The following is a 16,866-nucleotide window of genomic DNA, read 5'->3' as shown; positions in this document are numbered from 1 at the left end:
GCAATAACACCCGCCATGGGTTTACTGAAGGGCCAGTTTGCGTTGTTTTTGGATGATCCACCTCAGCAAGCCGAAGGCAACGGCCATCGCCAGCAGGTTGTAAACCATCGCGCCGGCAAACGCCTGTCCGTAACGTTCTGCGCCAGCACCGCCCGCCAACAGGGGAACAAAAAACGCGCCGCTGGCGGCAATCCCCAACGCCCCGCCCACCTGCTGCACGGTCGAAATGACCCCCGCGGCCATCCCGGCCTGATGCTCTTTCGCCAGCCCGAGCACCAAATTAAGCAAAGGCGTCATGCTCAGCGCCTGGCCGAAGCCCAGGATCACCAGCCCCGGCAATAACCACAACGGCTGTACCAATGCCGCACCCGACAGCACCTCCACCACCAACAGCGCCATGCCGGCGGCATAGACTGCGACGCCAAGCGCCAGCACGCCGTTCCCCCAGCGTTGCACCAGCCCCGGTGCCAGGAACGAGGCCAGCATAAATGCCGCGCTGGCGGGGGCAAACAGGCTACCGGCCTGAAACGGCGTCAGGCCTATTCCCGCTTGCAGCAGCAGGGCAAAACACAGAAAGAACGAAGAGGCGGTCGAGTAAATCGCCAGCACCACGGCCACCCCCGGGGTAAAACTGCCCTGCCGCAACAGCGCAGGATCCAGGACCGCATCCCCAGAACGCTGCGCCAGACGCCGCTCCCAACGAATAAAAGCCCACAGCATGCCAATTCCGCAAGCCAACGCCGGTAATACCCACCAGGGCCAGCCGCGCGATGGCCCTTCCAACAAGGGCACTAGCAGCAACAGCAAACCGGTCGCCGCCAACAGCAAGCCCATGCCGTCCAGCCGCTGTGCTTGTTCAAGACGTGACTCGGGAATGCGACGCGCCGCCACGATTGCCAATACGCCAATCGGCAGATTGATCAGAAAAATCATACGCCAGCCGCTGCCGAAAACATCGGCTTCAATAATAAACCCGCCGAATATCTGGCCGAAAATCGCCGCCAGCCCCAGCGTCATCCCCAGCCAGGCGAAGGCGCGCCGCCGCTGATGTGGGTTGTACAATACGCGCATCAACGCATATATCTGCGGAAACAGCAGCGCTGCCGCCGCGCCCTGAAGAAAACGCGCAACGATCAGCATGCTCAGTGACGTAGCCATACCGCACAGCGCCGACGTCAGCGTAAACCCCAGCATGCCGAGGCTAAACATACGCTGTCGCCCAAAGCGATCGCCCAGACGTCCACCGGCTATCAACAACACGCCGAATGCCAACTCATAACCGGCAATGATCAACCCCACGCCAGCGAAACTGGCCGCGAACTGCTGCTGGATCACCGGCGCCGCGACGTTCACCACAAACAGGTCAAACACCGTCACAAAGCCGCCCAACAGCAACACCGGTAACCCCACCAGACGACGATCGCCTTGCGCTAATGACTGTTCCATACGTGCCTCCAAAGATTACGATGGCGGCAGTATGGAACATGTCATAAACTGTTACTATATAGCCAGTTATACTATTACTAACAGCAACAGGACGGCCGCTATGCCACCGCGTACCCTCAACCGAACCCGTCAGGATCTGGCGGATTTTCTGCGTCAAAAACGCGAGAAGCTGTCACCGCAGGCCGTCGGCTTACCGAGCGGCACGCGTCGCCGTACGCCGGGGTTGAGGCGCGAAGAAGTCGCCGCGTTGGCAGGCGTAGGATTGACCTGGTACACCTGGCTGGAACAGGGGCGGGAAATCAACGTTTCGGTCGATTTTCTGGAAAATCTGGCGCGGGTATTAAAGCTGGATGCGACCGGGCGCTACCATCTGTTTTTGCTGGCGCATCAACGCCCGCCGGTACCGGTCGGTCATCAGTGGTGTCAGGTTTCACCGCTGGTGCGCCGCTTGCTGGACGATCTGCAACTGCGCCCGGCTTACGTGATGAATCTGAGCTGGGACATCATCGCCTGGAACCCGGCGGCGGAACGGCTATTCGCGATTGGCGATCGCCCGGCGGATCAGCGCAATATGCTGTGGATGCTGTTTGCCGATCCCCAACTCAATCAACGGCTGGTGGAATGGCAAGCGCAGGCACCGCAAATCCTCGCCAGCTTCCGCCGCGACTATGCGCGTGCGCCACAAGACGCCACCATGCAACAGCGGGTGCAGGCGCTAGAGCAGGTTTCGCCTCAGTTTCGTCAGCTATGGCAACAGCATGACATTCACGGTCGCTGCCAGGGAGAACGTACGTTCATCGTACCGGGCGCCGGCCAGGTGACCTTCGAACATGCGTCGTTTATTGTCGATGAAGAAAATCATTTGCGGCTGGTGATGTACAGCGCGCTACCGCAATGCCCGGCCAGCGCGGCTTTTGAAGCATCCTTACAGGCGTAAGGCTATTTGCGGCTGTCAAAAATCAGCTTGCAGGCCAGCCCGGCGAACACGCCGCTCAACAGGTAATTCGGCCAGCGCGCACTGAAACGGCGGCCGACAAAACGGTTTTTCATGCCGCTGACCGCCAGGATCAACCCACCGTTAATCACCAACCCCACCAGATTTAACACCGTCGCCAGCAACAGCATTTGTACCACCAGCGAACCGGCGTGTGGATCGATAAACTGTGGGAACAGCGCTAAAACGAACAGCGCCATTTTTGGGTTAAGAATGTTGGTGAATAATCCCTGCCGGAAAATGCGTGCAGCCGGTACCGCCGCCAACCCCGTAGAAGCCTGCAAACTGCTGCCGGATCGCAGCGTTTTCCACGCCAGATACAGTAAATAAGCAGCGCCCAACATGCGCACCGCATCATAGGCCAGCGGGACCGCGACAAACAGTTGCGACAGGCCTAACGCCGCCGCCAGCGCGTGGCAATAGGTACCCAGTTGGATCCCCGCCAGTGACGCGAAACCGGCACGGCGCCCCTGGCTAACGCTGCGCGAGGCAATCAGCAACATATCCGGCCCAGGGGTCACCGTCAGCGCCAGACAGGCCCCGGAAAACAGCAAAATGGTGGAAGCATCGATCATAAGTCACCCGTACGCAGCATGGTGGGAAGCAGGCTTTATCATAGCCGCGCCACCGGCGTTTACCAGCGCCAAATCACTGCCACGGCGCTTGGGGAGTGAAGGCCGCCAGCAGGGCATCAATGGCGACCCTCACCCGTAACGGCATGCCAGTCCCTTTTAGCCAGACCACGTTAATCGCCAGCCCCGCACCGCAGCTGCCGGGTAAAACCTCACGCAACCTCCCGGCCGTCAGCGCATCATGCGCCAGCCAACGCGGCAGCATGGCAACCCCCTGACCGGCGCAGGCAGCCCCCAGCACCGCCTCCATATTGCCCAATCTCAAACGGGCCGGTGGCGACAGCCGCTGAGCTTTACCCTGCTCATCCAGCAAATGCCACGGCTGGCTACGCCCATCACGCAGTAAGCCAATCGCCTGATGCTGCAACAGTTCTGCTAGCGTGCTCGGTTCCCCCTGTCGTGTCAGATAACCCGGAGCTGCGCAGAGTATTTGCCGCTGCTCACCCAGTTGCCGAGCGGTGATGGCCGCGGCATCACCCGGCGAACCGATACGCACTGCCAAATCGATCCCCTCTTCCGCCAAATCTGCCGCACGGTTGGAAAACAACGCTTCGATGTGCAATTTCGGGTAACGGTCCGCCAATGCCAGCAGCGGTGGCATCACCCACTTTTGGCCGAACAGCACCGGCAGCGATACCCGCAGTCGTCCCTCCGGCGTTTGGGCCCGAACCGCCAGCTGGTTTTCCGCCGCTTCCAGTGCCGCCAGCGCCTTCAGGCAATCGTCATAGAACAACTGCCCTTCATCGGTCAGCGACAGGCTGCGCGTGGTGCGTTGGAACAACCGCACCTGCAGCCGCTGTTCCAACCGAGCCACGGCTTTACCCACCGTTGAACGCGAAAGGCCCAGTTGCTCGGCGGCACGGCTAAAACCACCGGCCTGCACCGCCTGCACAAAGGCGCGGATTGCATGTAATCGTTCGCTGGAAATCATGATACCTGCCCTATTGGCGATATTAATTCGCCTATTAAACGATGAAACAACGCCACTGGCTACCGCCTTCGCTGAGTAAACTGAACGCACTCTTTCTCTGCCAGGAAACCCCTATGAGCGAACGCAGTGAAATTCTGACCGACAGCGGCACGCCCCAACTATGGCGTCTGCTGATTGGCATCAGTATCGCCAGCTTTTTGGGCTGTATCGATTTCACCATCGTCAATACCGCCATCCCCGCGATCCAGCGTGAGCTGGCCGCCAGCCTGAGCAGCGTACAATGGGTGATGACGTTGTTCGTGATGGCACTGTGCGCCTTTATGGTCAGCGCCGGGCGGCTGGCGGATCTGTATGGCCGTCGTCGGGTGTTGTACTGCGGAATGCTGACGTTCGCCGCCGCGTCGTTGGGCGCCGGGCTCTCAGGCAGTATTGAGCTGCTCAACGTCTGGCGTTTTGTGCAGGGCGCCGCCTGCGCGGTACTGTACACCGCCACTACGGCCATTGTCGCCGATGCCTGGCCGCCGCAGCAGCGCGGTCGTGCAATCGGCATTTTGCTGGCGGTCAACGGCCTGGGTCTGGCGATCGGCCCGGTGGCCTGTTGGTCGGTTCCCTGGGCTGGCGCTGGGTGTTTCTGTTGAACGTGCCGCTGATTGCGCTGAGTTTCGCCTTCTGCCTGGGAAGCGTTCGAGAGTCTCGCGCCCAACAAGGCAGCAGGCTGGATATCCCCGGTTTATTGCTGTTGGTGATCGGCGTTGCCGGGCTGCTGCTGGCCATCAGTCAGGGCAGCCAATGGGGATGGCTGAGCGCAAAAACCGGGTTAACGGCTGCACTGGCGCTCGCCGCGCTCGGCCTGCTACTGCCGGTTGAACGACGGGCACATTCGCCGCTGGTACCGCTGGTTTTGCTGCGGCGTCCCGCCTTTTTGCGCGTTTGCCTGATGAGCGCGCTATTGGCCTTTTTCTACTGCGCCGCTTTCTTTTTGATGCCGATTTACCTGGAAAACACCCGCCACTACCAGGGAACGATGCTGGGACTGTTGTTGCTGCCAACCACCGCGGTGATGGCAGCCCTCTCGCCCTGGGTCGGCAGATGGGTGGATAAATCCGGCCCACGCGCGGCGTTGATCCTCGGTTTTGCCGCCCTTGCCGGCTCCGCGGCCCTGCAAAGCCGGTTTAACGTCGACAGCCCGCTGCCGCTGCTGCTCGGTGCCTTCGCCCTGATGGGGCTGGGCTGGGGCTGCATTCTCGGCCCGCTGGTGTTGGCGACGCTCAACAGCGTCAGCGAGTCGCAAAGCGGCGGCGCGTTAGGCATCACCTGGACACTGCACAATCTCGGCGGCGCCGTTGGCCTGGCGGTGGCGACCCTGATTTACCCGAGCTACGGCTACACGCCGGTGATGTTGTTGCTGTTGGCGCTGTCATTGTTCGGGGGCCTGCTTGCCGCCTGGCGCAGCCGCTAGCCGAACACGGCGCTCCCCCAGCAGGTTCATGCCTGCCGCCGCCAGCAAAATGAGGGCAGCGCCGGCAAACTGCAGCGCCACCAATCGGTGACCGAACGCCAGGCGATCCACCAGCATGGCGGCGATCGGATAAATAAACGACAGCGAACCTGTCAGGTTGGTCGGCAACTTTTGGATCGCGCCATACAGCAACACATACATGATCCCGGTGTGCAATACGCCCACCGTCACCAGCATACCCCACTGTCCGGCATTGGCCCGCGCGTGGAAATCTACCATCGGCAACAGCATCAGCGCGCCGACCGTTACCTGGATCAAGGCGATCAGGTGCGGTGGCGTCCCTTTCAGCCGTTTGGCGGTCAGCGCCATCAGCGCGTAAAAAAATGCCGCGCCCAGCGACAACAAAATGCCCATCAGGTAGTTGTTCTGTCCACCGGCCTGTTTGGGCTGCGCCAACACCACCAACGTCATGCCGATAAACGCCAATACCAACCAAAACAGCTTACGCAGGGTCAGCTTCTCGCCGAGAAACAGCGCCCCCAGCGCCACCAGCATGAACGGCTGCGTGTTATACACCGCCGTCGCGATGGAGATCGACGCATAGGAATAGGCAGCAAACAACAACAGCCAATTAACCACCAGCGCTACGCCGCCGGCGATTGCCACCAGCAACGTAGTACGCGTCAGGCTGTCGCGCCGCAGCTGCCCCAGCGCAGCACAAATGGCCAGCAGCACCAGCGCCCCCACCGCACAGCGCCAGAACACCACGTTGATCACCGGCTGGCTGGACATCAGCACAAACCAGCCGATGGTACCGGAAATCAGCATCGCGGCGATCATCTCCAACGAGCCGCGTTTTATCTCTGCATTCATCTTGGTTTCCTCACAGTAAGCCTAGGCACTTAGCTTGCGGCTTTCCTGCAGCGGTTTCCATGGCATAAAAAAGGCAATAATGCTTAACTTCCTTTTTAATTAAGGCATGAATTGAAAAAAACCTAATGGAGAGCCTATGGATGCTATCGATCGTCAAATCCTGAACCTGCTGGCAGAGGATGCGCGGGTGTCGCTGAAGACCCTCAGCGCCAGCGTCGGGTTGTCGTCACCCAGTACCTCGGAGCGGCTGCGGCGGCTGGAGGAGAGCGGCGTGATCCAGGGCTACACCCTGAACGTCAATTTGCAGGCGTTGGGCTACGCTTTTCAGTCGCTGGTGCGCATCAAACCGCTGCCGGGCATGCTGAAAAAGGTCGAGCAAATGATTCAGGAGATCCCGGAGGTGGTTGAGTGTGACAAGGTGACCGGCGAAGACTGCTTTATCGTGCGTCTGGTGGCGCATTCGATGGAGCAACTCGACCAGATCCTCGATCGGCTGGCCGAGCGCGCACAGAGCAATACCTCCATCGTCAAAACAACGCCGGTGAAACGTCGCCTGCCGCCAATGCTGTGATTAACGGGTACGTTTGCGGGCGAACGGGCTCTTGCGCTTCTTGCTCTTTTTCTCCGCTTCGGCGGCGGATTTAAGCGCTGCCTGGTGCGCTTTGTCGGCTTCAGGCACCTCACGCTGTTCGATGGGGAACACCGGCAATGCCGCCAGCAGGCGCGAGCCGTAGCTTTTGGTCAGCAGGCGGCGATCGTAAATCACGATCTCGCCGTGGCATTCGTTGCTGCGGATCAGTCGGCCCACCTGCTGGATCAGGTTGAACGAGGCGCTCGGCAGACTTTGTACCTCGAAGGGATAACGCTTCAGCGACTTCAGCCACTCGCCTTCGGTCAGGATCACCGGGCTGTCGATCGGCGGGAAGGCGATCTTGTGAATATGCACCTGGGTCAGCAATTCCCCTTTTAGATCCAGCCCTTCAGCAAACGACTGCAGGCCGATCAGCACGCTGGCAGTGCCTTTTTCGACCCGCTTGCGGTGCTCTTCCACCAAGCGATAACGCGGTTGATCGCCCTGTACCAACAGCATCAGGCGCAAATCGGTCACGTAGCTGAGGAAGGTCTGCATCGCACGATGACTGCTGAACAGGATCAGCATGCCCTTATGTTTGCCGCTGGCCTGCTCGGCGCGGAAAAAGCGCGCCATCTCTTCCAGATGCTCAGCTTCGTTGGCCATCGCCGGTTCGAAACGCATGTTCGGGATGACAATCTTGCCCTGCTCAACGTGGTTAAACGGCGAAGACAGGGTTTCGAAACGATCGCCGGCTTTCTCGCTCAGCCCGCTCATTTCCTGCAGGCGCGCAAAGCTGTTCAATGAACGCAGGGTCGCCGAGGTGACGACCACATGCGGCACCTTGCGCCACAACAGCTTTTCGAGCTGATCGCTCACGCGAATGCCTACGCAGTGCAAATACAGGTGCGTCACGTTATCGCGCAAATCGCGCGTGACCCATTTGGAGATCGGCGCATTGGAAGACTTGTCCAGCGCCGCCAGCCGCCACAGTTTGCTCATCGCTTCCAGATAACCCAGGGTGCGGCTCATCTGAATGATTGACCGGTGCAGTCGCACAATGTCGTGCTTACCGGTTTGCTCGCTGAGATCGTTGAGGATAAATTCCGCCACCCCACGCAACGCGTCAGTCAGCTTGAACAAGCGTGCGCTGGTTTCCACCATCTCCGCAGGCAGTTCGCCCATTTCAAACCGGTGTTCGGCAATCACGGTGTCGGTCGGCAGATAGGCGCTGACCTGATGCTCGAAAATCTGGATCAGCTCACGCATCTCTTCGCAGTGATTTTTCAAACGTTCGTCGTTGGTCAGCCCCGGTGGGCCTTTCGGGCGATATTGCGTCATGCACTGTTCAACCTGACGCACGATCATGTCCAGTTGCAAATTGGTCGACAGCGCGGTGATTTCACCGTCAATCTCTAGCGCGTCACGCGCCACTTCCGGCAGGTGATGGCCTTCGTCCAGCACCAGCAACAGCTCTTTCGGGTTGGGCAGTACCGATTCCGTTTCCAGCGCCGCCATCACCAGAGCATGGTTAGCCACCACCACGTCGGCGGTTTCAATCTCTTTACGGGCGATATAAAACGGGCATTCGCGGATGTAGTGGCAGTTGCGCCCCAGGCAGTTGGCCTTGTCGGTGCTGAGCTTAATCCACAGCGGATCGTCGATCGTCAGCTGATAATGATCGCGCAACCCGTCCCACTCATGGCGGCTGAGCGCTTTGCTCAGTTTCTGGCACAGCGCCTGCTCTTCCCCGCTGGAAGGCGCCAGTTCGTCATCCAGGAACAGCGTCAGATCGCCCTGCTCGCTGACGTCGGTGCTCAATGCCGCCAGATTGCGCGGGCAAACATAGCGCCCGCGGCCAAAGGCGCCAGTGAATTTCAAATCGGGAATGATCTTCTTCAGCAACGGCAAATCCTTGCTGTAGATCTGATCCTGCAACGCCACGTTGGCGGTACTGACCACCAGGGGTTTGCTCTCCGCGCGGCCTACGGCGATCCCTGGGATCAGGTACGACAGGGTTTTGCCCACGCCGGTCGGCGCCTCAATCGCCAGGTGGCGCGGATAATCTCCGGCCAGGGTTTTCGCGACTTCGGCGATCATCTGCCGTTGCGGTGCACGGGAAATAAAATCCGGTATTTGTTGCTGCAGGGCTTTGTACCACTGGCCAATCTGATCTTTAACTGCGGGGGAGAGCGCCATTCAACTCTGTATCTCAACGAAATGATGGCGCTATTGTCCCACAGACCGTCGGCTGCGTCAGCCTAGCCTTCGATCATTGAAGCGCGACCCGCACTGAACGACCACTCGTCCTGTTGGGTGGTGGTAATCACTACCATCACATCCTGCGGGCTCAACTGCAGGTTTTCTTCCAGCAACGCCGCCAACCGCTGATAAAAATGCTGTTTGGTGGCGGTATCGCGCGGACGGCCAATGGTGATGTAAAACAGCACATAATCCGCCGAACGTGGGCCGCCGAGATAATGGGGATCGTAAATCAGCTCGCCGGGGCGGTATTGATCAATGGCCTGAAACTTGTCGGCCGGCGGCACGCTAAAAGTCTCGACCAGCGCCTGGTGCAGGCTGTCAGATAAGGTTTTCAGGTATTGCGCTGACTTGCCCTGATGCAAAGCGATACGGCTGAATGGCATGGGACTACTCCTGTTTCAATTCGCGCAGGCGTGCCACGGCAGAGGCCGCCGCTGGCCAACCGGCATAAAACGCCAGATGGGTGATCGCCTCGGCGAGCTGTTCAACGCCCACGCCATTGCGTTCGGCCAGTTGCAGATGAAATGGCATCTGCTCCACGCGGTTGAGCGCCACCAGCGCCGCCACGGTGATCAGACTGCGCTCGCGCGGCGTGAGCCCCGGTCGCTGCCATACATCGTCGAATAATACGCTGTCGCTGAGCTGCGCCAACTTGGGGGCAATGTCGCCAAACGCCTGCTGGCCAGCCTGTTGGGAAGGTTGCATCTTGCACTCCTGCTGCTTAAGGGAAGCTTTACGCTACCCTCAACCTGCATGGGTGAAAATCGGGATTTTCAGCATCAATCATTCACATAAACAGGACAATAAGCCCTCCTGATGCGCTGAATGAAGTCGTCAACGTATAAATCTCACGCATGATTTTTGGCAGCGACCTGATGGGCATCACGGGGAATTCTGGATGCCCGTAGAAGAAACAGACGCTTTCCGCGAGATTTTTAATCGTTCGACATGGAAATGAATATTTTGTCATAAATAGATCACATAACTACGGTAAAAAATCCTCGCTGCAAAAAAACAGGCGGCACAGTGAAACAGCAGTACTACTGATGATAAGCGTCTTTCAATCGAATAAAGCAGGGTAAATCATGAAACGTAATCTTCTGGCCGTTATTATTCCGGCACTTTTAATTGCGCAGACAGCACAGGCAGCAGAAATCTACAATAAAGACGGCAACAAACTTGATTTTTACGGCCGCGTAAAAGCACTGCACTATTTCTCTGACGATGCCGGTAATGATGGCGATAAAACCTATGTGCGTATCGGTTTTAAAGGCGCTACTCAAATTAACGATATGCTGACTGGCTATGGCCAGTGGGAATATCAAATAGCAGCCAACCACTCTGAATCTGACGGCACAAAAGATACCAAAACCCGTTTGGGCTTCGCCGGTCTGAAATATAAAGATATCGGTTCATTCGACTACGGCCGCAACTACGGCATTATCTATGACGTCGGCGCCTGGACGGATATGCTGCCCGAGTTCGGTGATGACGCCTACGTCAAAACCGACAACTTTATGAATGGTCGTACCAACGGCGTGGCAACCTACCGTAACAATGACTTCTTCGGCCTGGTTGAAGGTCTGAAGTTCGCGGTACAGTACCAGGGCAAGAACGAAAACGACGGCCGTTCCAACAGCAAGGCGAACGGCGACGGTTGGGGTCTGTCTTCCAGCTATGAAATCATCGACGGCCTGAGCGTGGGTGCCGCCTATGCCTCTTCCAACCGTACTGCCGGGCAAAAAGCGGGTACCTTCGGTAAGGGCGACAAAGCTGATATTTGGGCCGGCGGCCTGAAATACGACAACAACGATGTTTACCTGGCAGCAACCTATTCGCAAAGCCGTAATATCGCGCCAATCTCCGGCACCGCCACTATCAATAATAATTCCACTTCCGTAAGCGGCTTTGCCAATAAGGCGGAAGGTCTGGAATTGGTTGCGCAATATCAGTTCGACTTCGGTCTTCGTCCATCGCTGGGTTATGTTCAGCAGAAAGGCAAAGATATTGAAGGCATCGGCGACGCCGACCTGGTGAAATATATCGACGTTGGCGCCTACTACTATTTCAACAAGAACATGTCGACCTATGTCGATTATAAAATCAACCAACTCGACAGCGATAACAAGCTGGGTCTGAAAGACGACAACGTGATTGCCGTCGCCCTGACCTACCAGTTCTGATGTGATGAATAACCACCACTGCAAACCTTAGCTTCACTTTATACCCAGAGTTACTTCGCCGGGCGGCAACGCCCGGTTTTTTCATTTGTGCTTTTACCACCTGTTCCTGCCTCATTTACCGCTGCATATCCCGTAACCGCACGCGGAAACTTGCCTTATAAAACAATCGGGTCTAGATGTATAGCTTCCGCCTTAGACAGGGAAAGCTCATGCACACCGATGAAAGCTTCGAGTACCAAAGCGCCCTGCGCTACAGCAGCGACGAGCTGGCGCAGATCCTTTGTCATTGTTTTGAAAACTATATTGTACGTTTCGTGATTGACGGTGATACCTTCGCCCGCCGTTTTGGTGCCGAAGACCTCAGCCTGAACGACAGTATTATCGTTACCCACCAGCAACAACCGGTAGCGCTGGCGCTGATCAGCCGCCGTGGCCTGCACAGCCGGATATCGGCACTCTCCATCCGTCCGGAAATGCGCGGCAAAGGCTTGGGAAAAGCCTTGATGAAACGCATTGTCGCCGACGCGCATCAGCGCGGCGATCGTCAACTGTCATTGGAAGTGATTGAAGGGAACGAGGCTGCGTTGGCGCTCTACCATCGGGCCGGGTTGCAAATCGTCCGCACGCTGACCGGGCATCTGGCCGCTACGCCGGTACTTGCCGAAGTTGCGCAGTTGCAAGAGATCGACCCGCTGTTCGTCTCTCACCGCCTGATTGCCGAGGGTGCCACCGACCTGCCCTGGCTGATCGCGCCGGAGACGTTGTTCAAGCTACCCGGCAAACCCCATGCTTTCAGCCTTGGCCACCAGGCCTATGCGGTGGTGCAGTTGGGCGCCGACAAGTGCTTTTTGCGCATGATCTACGTGCCGCCGCAGCACCGCAGTCAGGGCCATGCCCGTACCATGCTGGCTGCATTACAGGCGAAGTTTGCGCCGTTACCGCTGGTAGCCAACGTTTACGTTCCTGAAGTGGCCGCCCCCTTCTTCGACCGACTCGGCTGGCAGCAGGACGCGTTGCGCCAGTTTGAAATGACGATGACCTTGAACACACCACAATAACAATCAGAGAGTGATTTATTTATGGCAGGAATAATGAGACAGAAAATGGCCCTCGGCGCGGCGATCGGCATTGCGCTGGTGACCCTGACCGGCTGCGTGCAGCCAGCAAAAACCGATCGGCAGGCACAACAGCAGTTGGCTGAGCAATCCGTGCTGGCGCTGAACTGGTTCCAGCAATCCGGCGAATATCAGGCGCTGACGCACCAGGCCTTCAACAGCGCCAGGCTGGCCTTTGATCAGGCCAAGGCCGCGCCGGGCAAGAAGAAGGCCGTGGTGGTCGATTTGGACGAAACTATGCTGGATAACAGCCCTTATTCCGGCTGGCAGGCGCAGCAGGGCCAACCTTTCGCCGCTGCCACCTGGGCGAAGTGGTCACAGGCGCAACAGGCCGGCGCGGTGCCAGGTGCCGTGCAGTTTGCCCGCTACGTCAACAGTCATCAGGGCACCATGTTTTACGTCTCCAACCGCAAACAGTCTGAATACGCCGCCACGCTGGCCAATATGCAAAAATTGGGCTTCACCGGCATGTCGGAAAAAACCGTGCTGTTAAGCGGTGATACCTCCAACAAGCAGGCGCGTTTCGACGCAATCAAGAACGCCGGTTACGACATCGTGGTTTACGCCGGTGACAACCTGAACGACTTCGGCGCCGCGACCTACCACAAAGATAACGCGCAGCGGCGGGCGTTCGTCGCCGACAACCAAAGCAAATTCGGCACCGAGTTTATCGTGTTGCCCAATCCGCTGTACGGCGATTGGGAAAGCGGCATGGCGAAGGACTATAACAAGCTGACGCCAGAGCAAAAGCTGCAGATTCGCCAACAGGCAATCAAGGCCTGGAACGGACAATAACTTCCTGAGCCTTGCAGGGACGGCGCTGGCTGCGTTCTGATTAAGGGGGCGATACGTTCGCCCCCTTAGGCGATAACGCTTGAAAAACGACGGGGTAGTCAGAGCAATTTATACATATAACTGGTGGCATCCAGCGCACCGCCATTGCTGGCGCGTGCGTATTGCGGAATGCTGCCCGCCAGTTGAAAGCCCAGCCGACGGTACAGGCCTTCCGCCGTGTCGCCGGTCAGGGTATCTAGCACCAGTAAATGCCGTTGATGCTCAACCGCCAGCTGTTGCACCTGCAACATCAGGCTGCGGGCAATGCCCTGACGGCGAGCATCCGGGTGCACCATCAGCTTCACCACCTCCGCCCGGTGGCGGCCGTTATCAGGCATATCCAGCAGCAGTTGCACCGTACCGACCACCCTTCCGGCATCTCGATCTCGGGCCACCAGCAGCAGCCTTTCCTTCCGTTCAATAGCCGGCAACAGACGGTGCCAGAACGCCTGCGCCTGCTCAACGCTAAACGGCATGACAAAACCGATGCTCGCCCCCTGCGAGACGCTGGCATGCAGCATCGCCGCCAGTTCAGGGATCGCACTCTGTACCGCACTGACGTTCAATTGCTGTATCTCAATCATGATTATGGCCTGCAGATAACGAGGGTGTAATGGGCCGGCTCGGGGCCGGGTGCATGAAATTTTGAAGCGCCGAACAAGCGGTAACGCAGGCAATCGCCCGGTTCGAGCTGAAAAGTTCGCGCCTCCAGCGTCAATTCAAGCCGGCCTTCCAGCAGCCATAAATGGTGTTCAAGCGCGTGTATCGAAGGGGCGTCATAAGCGATCACCGCGCCGGCCTCCAGCCTGCCCTCGATAAATTCCGCCTTATAGAGGGCGGCGGGCGGCGATACCGAACGACGATGAAAACCGCTGGCGCGATCAACCCACACCGTCTGCTGTTCGCGATGCAGCAACTCTGGCGGTTCGTCCTCAACCTCGCTGAGCAGCCGTGACATGGTCAGCCCATACGCCGCGCACAGTTTGTTCAACAACGAGGCAGTCGGGCTGGTTTCCGCACGCTCAACCCGCGATAGCGTTGCCCGGCTGATGCCGGTTTGCTGCGCCAACGCTTCCAGCGACCAGCCCTGCTGCTGGCGTAAATCAGACAGCCGTTGCGCCAAGCGAAGGTCGGCGCTGTCCACTCCGTTATCCATGATCTCTATAGCCCTGATATGAAAAATCCCATATGAGAGAAATAATCTCAAATACGGGATTCGTCAATCAGATTTTAAAGTAAACCCTGCGAAGTTATAAAAACCAGCAGGCGGCACCCGTCTTATTCAGGACGAACGCATTCGCGCACAGGGGTGGCAGAGAGCGACAACCCCGGCGATGCCAGCGCAATTTCGGCATCGCTGGTTGCCACAACAGGTGGAGTAATCGCCGCACAGCGCCAGGCGCTAAAGACCGCCAGCAGCGGCGCCAAGGCAAACAGCAGGAACAGCCAGCGCGCGGCGGAGGCGGCACCCGGTGCCCCACCCGGCACGTTCAGTCCGGCCAGGTTGGCGACCATTCCCGCCAACGCGGCACCGAACGCGGTGGCAAACAGTTGCACCGTAGTGATCGACGCGCCGGCAATATCCTTATCCGCCTCTGGCGAGACTTGCAGAATACGCGTCAGCAGATGTGGCCAGCCAAAACCGATACCAAACCCCACCACTGTCAGAGCGATGACAATCGGCGTCAGTGCCGACCAATGACCACCGGAAGGCGTTGGCATCAATACGCCCAGGGCCAATAGCCCGACAAACACAAACAGCGGCCCGCTGATAATGGCCCGGCGCATACCCGCACTGCGCCAGCCCGAACTGAGGATCTCCGACAGCGTCCAGCCCGCCGCCATGGTGGCTGCGATATAGCCGGAAATCAGCGGTGACTGCCCGTGCAGCGTTTGCAGGAAATAAGGCACGAAGATTTCGCTGGTCATGCCCACAACCAGCAGGGAGACGGTGATATACAGCGAAGCCAGAGGGGAACCGCGGCGTAAAGCGCCTTGAGGCAGTAGACGGGCGCGGGAGTGCGCTTCACGGCGAATCAGCCAAACCATCATCAGCACGGCCAATGCAATACCGCCAAAATTGACCCAGGCGCTGTCGGCCAGGCTGCCGGCGGATACCACCAGCACCGCCACCGCCAGCAGCAACAGCTGGGCTACCGGCAGCGGCGCTGCCTGCTGTTGCGGTTTGCCTTTCGGCAGGATCAGGAAGGTGAACCCGGCGTACAACACCATGATTGGCAACAGGATACCAAAGGCCCAGCGCCAGGCGTTCAGTTCGGCGAAAATGCCGCCCACCGCCGGTCCCACCAGCGTAGCAATACCCCACATCGCCGAAATCAGCGCCATTGCCCGCGGCCAAAGTTTTTGCTCGAACACCAGGTTGATCATGGCGTACGAAAGCGCGAAAATCAGCCCGCCGCCGAACCCCTGCACGGTGCGACCTATCAGCATCACCGGCATCGACGGCGCCAATGCACACAGCATTGCCCCGGCAATAAAGAACAGCGACGCCACCAGATAGGCACTGCGTGCACCGTAACCACTGAGCAGACGTGCAGATAACGCCGATCCGAGAATCGACGCCACCACAAACAGCGTGGTGTTCCAGGCATACAGATTCAGGCCACCAATATCCTGCACCACCGAGGGCAGAATGGTGGTGGCGACCAGAATATTGATCGCATGCAGCGCTACGCCGAGTGAGAGCGCGATCGCACTGGCGCCATTTTTGCCGGAGAATAAGTCGGCCCAGCGGCTATCATCGTTGGTTATCACGGTTGTCGTCCTGTTTTCAGAGGAAGGGCATTGAGTTAATAGTGATATTGCGTTAAATTTAACAAGAGTTAACTTGGAATAATGGTAGGGCGAGGCGGAGAAATATGTCAAGAATAAACTTGGAAAATGGCGGTAGTCCCGCACAATCGGTCAGTGACCGTTTGCTGACACTATTAAAAACCCGCGGCCCACAACAAGCGTCTGATGCAGGAAAGGTTCTTGGCACCACAGGTGAGGCTGCGCGCCAGCAGTTTGTCAAACTGGCCAAAGACGGGCTGGTTGAAGCCGTGGCGGAAACCCGCGGTGTCGGCCGACCGGTGCAGCTCTGGCACCTGACCGCCGCCGGCAATGCGCGCTTTCCGGATACCCATTCAGAATTGACGGTACAGTTGCTGCGTACCGTACGCGACAAGCTGGGCGAGCAGGCGATTGAGTTATTGATCGACACCCGCGAGCAAGAAACGCGGATTAATTACAAGCAGGCGATGATTGGCGCTACCGACTTGCAGGAACGGGTTCAGCGTCTGACGGCCATTCGTTGCCGCGAAGGCTATATGGCCGAATGCCGTACTCAGGAAGACGGCTCCTTTCTGTTGGTAGAGAACCACTGCCCTATTTGCGCCGCCGCTACCGTTTGTCAGGGGTTCTGCCGTGCTGAGCTGAGTATTTTCACCGAGGTGTTGCAGGCGCAGGTTGAACGTTCCGAACATATTCTGGCCGGTGCACGCCGCTGCGCCTACCGTATTTCGCTGCTGTAATCGGCACTCGGCTCAAGGTTATCTGCAGGC

16 protein-coding genes and 1 pseudogene are annotated in these 16,866 nt (G+C 58.2%); 7 read left to right on the top strand and 10 right to left on the bottom strand.

Going from position 1 to position 16,866, the window contains the following annotated elements:
- Positions 1-21 precede the first annotated feature (21 nt).
- Positions 22-1,446, bottom strand: coding sequence for an MFS transporter (locus AC1RKG_RS04860; protein WP_129940140.1), 1,425 nt, complete (start codon positions 1,444-1,446; stop codon positions 22-24).
- 100 nt (positions 1,447-1,546) lie between these two features.
- On the opposite strand from AC1RKG_RS04860, the gene AC1RKG_RS04855 reads away from it, so the two are divergent.
- Positions 1,547-2,383, top strand: a complete 837-nt coding sequence (locus tag AC1RKG_RS04855) for a helix-turn-helix transcriptional regulator (protein ID WP_048761502.1) — start codon at positions 1,547-1,549, stop codon at positions 2,381-2,383.
- Positions 2,384-2,385: 2 nt separating this feature from the next.
- Here the strand turns inward: AC1RKG_RS04855 and AC1RKG_RS04850 are convergent, their stop codons facing one another.
- Positions 2,386-3,015, bottom strand: a complete 630-nt coding sequence (locus AC1RKG_RS04850) for a LysE family translocator (protein WP_493182242.1) — start codon at positions 3,013-3,015, stop codon at positions 2,386-2,388.
- 73 nt (positions 3,016-3,088) lie between these two features.
- Positions 3,089-4,003, bottom strand: coding sequence for a LysR family transcriptional regulator (locus AC1RKG_RS04845; protein WP_493182240.1), 915 nt, complete (start codon positions 4,001-4,003; stop codon positions 3,089-3,091).
- 41 nt (positions 4,004-4,044) lie between these two features.
- On the opposite strand from AC1RKG_RS04845, the pseudogene AC1RKG_RS04840 reads away from it, so the two are divergent.
- Positions 4,045-5,462: pseudogene (locus AC1RKG_RS04840) on the top strand (MFS transporter).
- Here AC1RKG_RS04840 and AC1RKG_RS04835 read toward each other — a convergent pair.
- Entirely contained in the window at positions 5,421-6,335 is a 915-nt protein-coding gene (locus AC1RKG_RS04835) for a DMT family transporter (protein WP_493182238.1), read from the bottom strand. The pseudogene AC1RKG_RS04840 and the gene AC1RKG_RS04835 overlap by 42 nt on opposite strands.
- 136 nt (positions 6,336-6,471) lie before the next feature.
- On the opposite strand from AC1RKG_RS04835, the gene AC1RKG_RS04830 reads away from it, so the two are divergent.
- The gene (locus AC1RKG_RS04830) at positions 6,472-6,906 is read left to right on the top strand and encodes an Lrp/AsnC family transcriptional regulator (RefSeq protein WP_020825889.1); all 435 of its coding nucleotides are present in this window, start codon (positions 6,472-6,474) and stop codon (positions 6,904-6,906) included.
- Here the strand turns inward: AC1RKG_RS04830 and dinG are convergent, their stop codons facing one another.
- The 3 genes from dinG to AC1RKG_RS04815 all read right to left on the bottom strand — a co-directional run bounded on the left by dinG (position 6,907) and on the right by AC1RKG_RS04815 (position 9,876).
- A complete protein-coding gene (dinG, locus tag AC1RKG_RS04825; RefSeq protein ID WP_493182237.1) occupies positions 6,907-9,105 on the bottom strand; it encodes an ATP-dependent DNA helicase DinG in 2,199 nt (732 codons plus the stop codon).
- A 62-nt stretch (positions 9,106-9,167) separates the two neighbouring features.
- Positions 9,168-9,554 carry a tautomerase family protein gene (locus AC1RKG_RS04820; RefSeq protein WP_115059461.1) on the bottom strand — a complete coding sequence of 129 codons (387 nt, stop codon included), beginning with the start codon at positions 9,552-9,554 and terminating at the stop codon, positions 9,168-9,170.
- Positions 9,555-9,558: 4 nt separating this feature from the next.
- Entirely contained in the window at positions 9,559-9,876 is a 318-nt protein-coding gene (locus AC1RKG_RS04815) for a carboxymuconolactone decarboxylase family protein (protein WP_493182236.1), read from the bottom strand.
- Positions 9,877-10,256: 380 nt separating this feature from the next.
- On the opposite strand from AC1RKG_RS04815, the gene ompC reads away from it, so the two are divergent.
- From ompC to AC1RKG_RS04800, 3 genes are all read left to right on the top strand, one after another.
- Positions 10,257-11,354, top strand: a complete 1,098-nt coding sequence (ompC, locus tag AC1RKG_RS04810; RefSeq protein ID WP_046374141.1) for a porin OmpC — start codon at positions 10,257-10,259, stop codon at positions 11,352-11,354.
- Positions 11,355-11,563: 209 nt separating this feature from the next.
- Positions 11,564-12,412: a GNAT family N-acetyltransferase gene (locus AC1RKG_RS04805; protein ID WP_020825884.1), complete on the top strand. Its 849-nt coding sequence runs from the start codon at positions 11,564-11,566 to the stop codon at positions 12,410-12,412.
- A 33-nt stretch (positions 12,413-12,445) separates the two neighbouring features.
- Positions 12,446-13,264: a 5'-nucleotidase, lipoprotein e(P4) family gene (locus AC1RKG_RS04800; protein ID WP_369982326.1), complete on the top strand. Its 819-nt coding sequence runs from the start codon at positions 12,446-12,448 to the stop codon at positions 13,262-13,264.
- Positions 13,265-13,362: 98 nt separating this feature from the next.
- Here the strand turns inward: AC1RKG_RS04800 and AC1RKG_RS04795 are convergent, their stop codons facing one another.
- From AC1RKG_RS04795 to AC1RKG_RS04785, 3 genes are all read right to left on the bottom strand, one after another.
- The gene (locus tag AC1RKG_RS04795; protein ID WP_130015983.1) at positions 13,363-13,887 is read right to left on the bottom strand and encodes a GNAT family N-acetyltransferase; all 525 of its coding nucleotides are present in this window, start codon (positions 13,885-13,887) and stop codon (positions 13,363-13,365) included.
- 2 nt (positions 13,888-13,889) lie between these two features.
- Complete coding sequence (locus AC1RKG_RS04790) at positions 13,890-14,459, bottom strand: helix-turn-helix domain-containing protein (protein WP_493182234.1); 570 nt, start codon at positions 14,457-14,459, stop codon at positions 13,890-13,892.
- A 122-nt stretch (positions 14,460-14,581) separates the two neighbouring features.
- On the bottom strand, positions 14,582-16,078 hold the full coding sequence (locus tag AC1RKG_RS04785) for an MFS transporter (protein WP_493182232.1): 1,497 nt from the start codon (positions 16,076-16,078) through the stop codon (positions 14,582-14,584).
- Between the two features lie 104 nt (positions 16,079-16,182).
- Between AC1RKG_RS04785 and AC1RKG_RS04780 the strand changes: the two genes are divergently transcribed.
- Positions 16,183-16,836, top strand: coding sequence for a helix-turn-helix transcriptional regulator (locus tag AC1RKG_RS04780; protein ID WP_046374146.1), 654 nt, complete (start codon positions 16,183-16,185; stop codon positions 16,834-16,836).
- Positions 16,837-16,866 lie beyond the last annotated feature (30 nt).

Source organism: Serratia sp. GW822-FHT06D09 (assembly GCF_058799515.1).
Note: the sequence above shows the minus strand (reverse complement) of the source record. Positions and strands in the feature narration are given on the sequence as shown.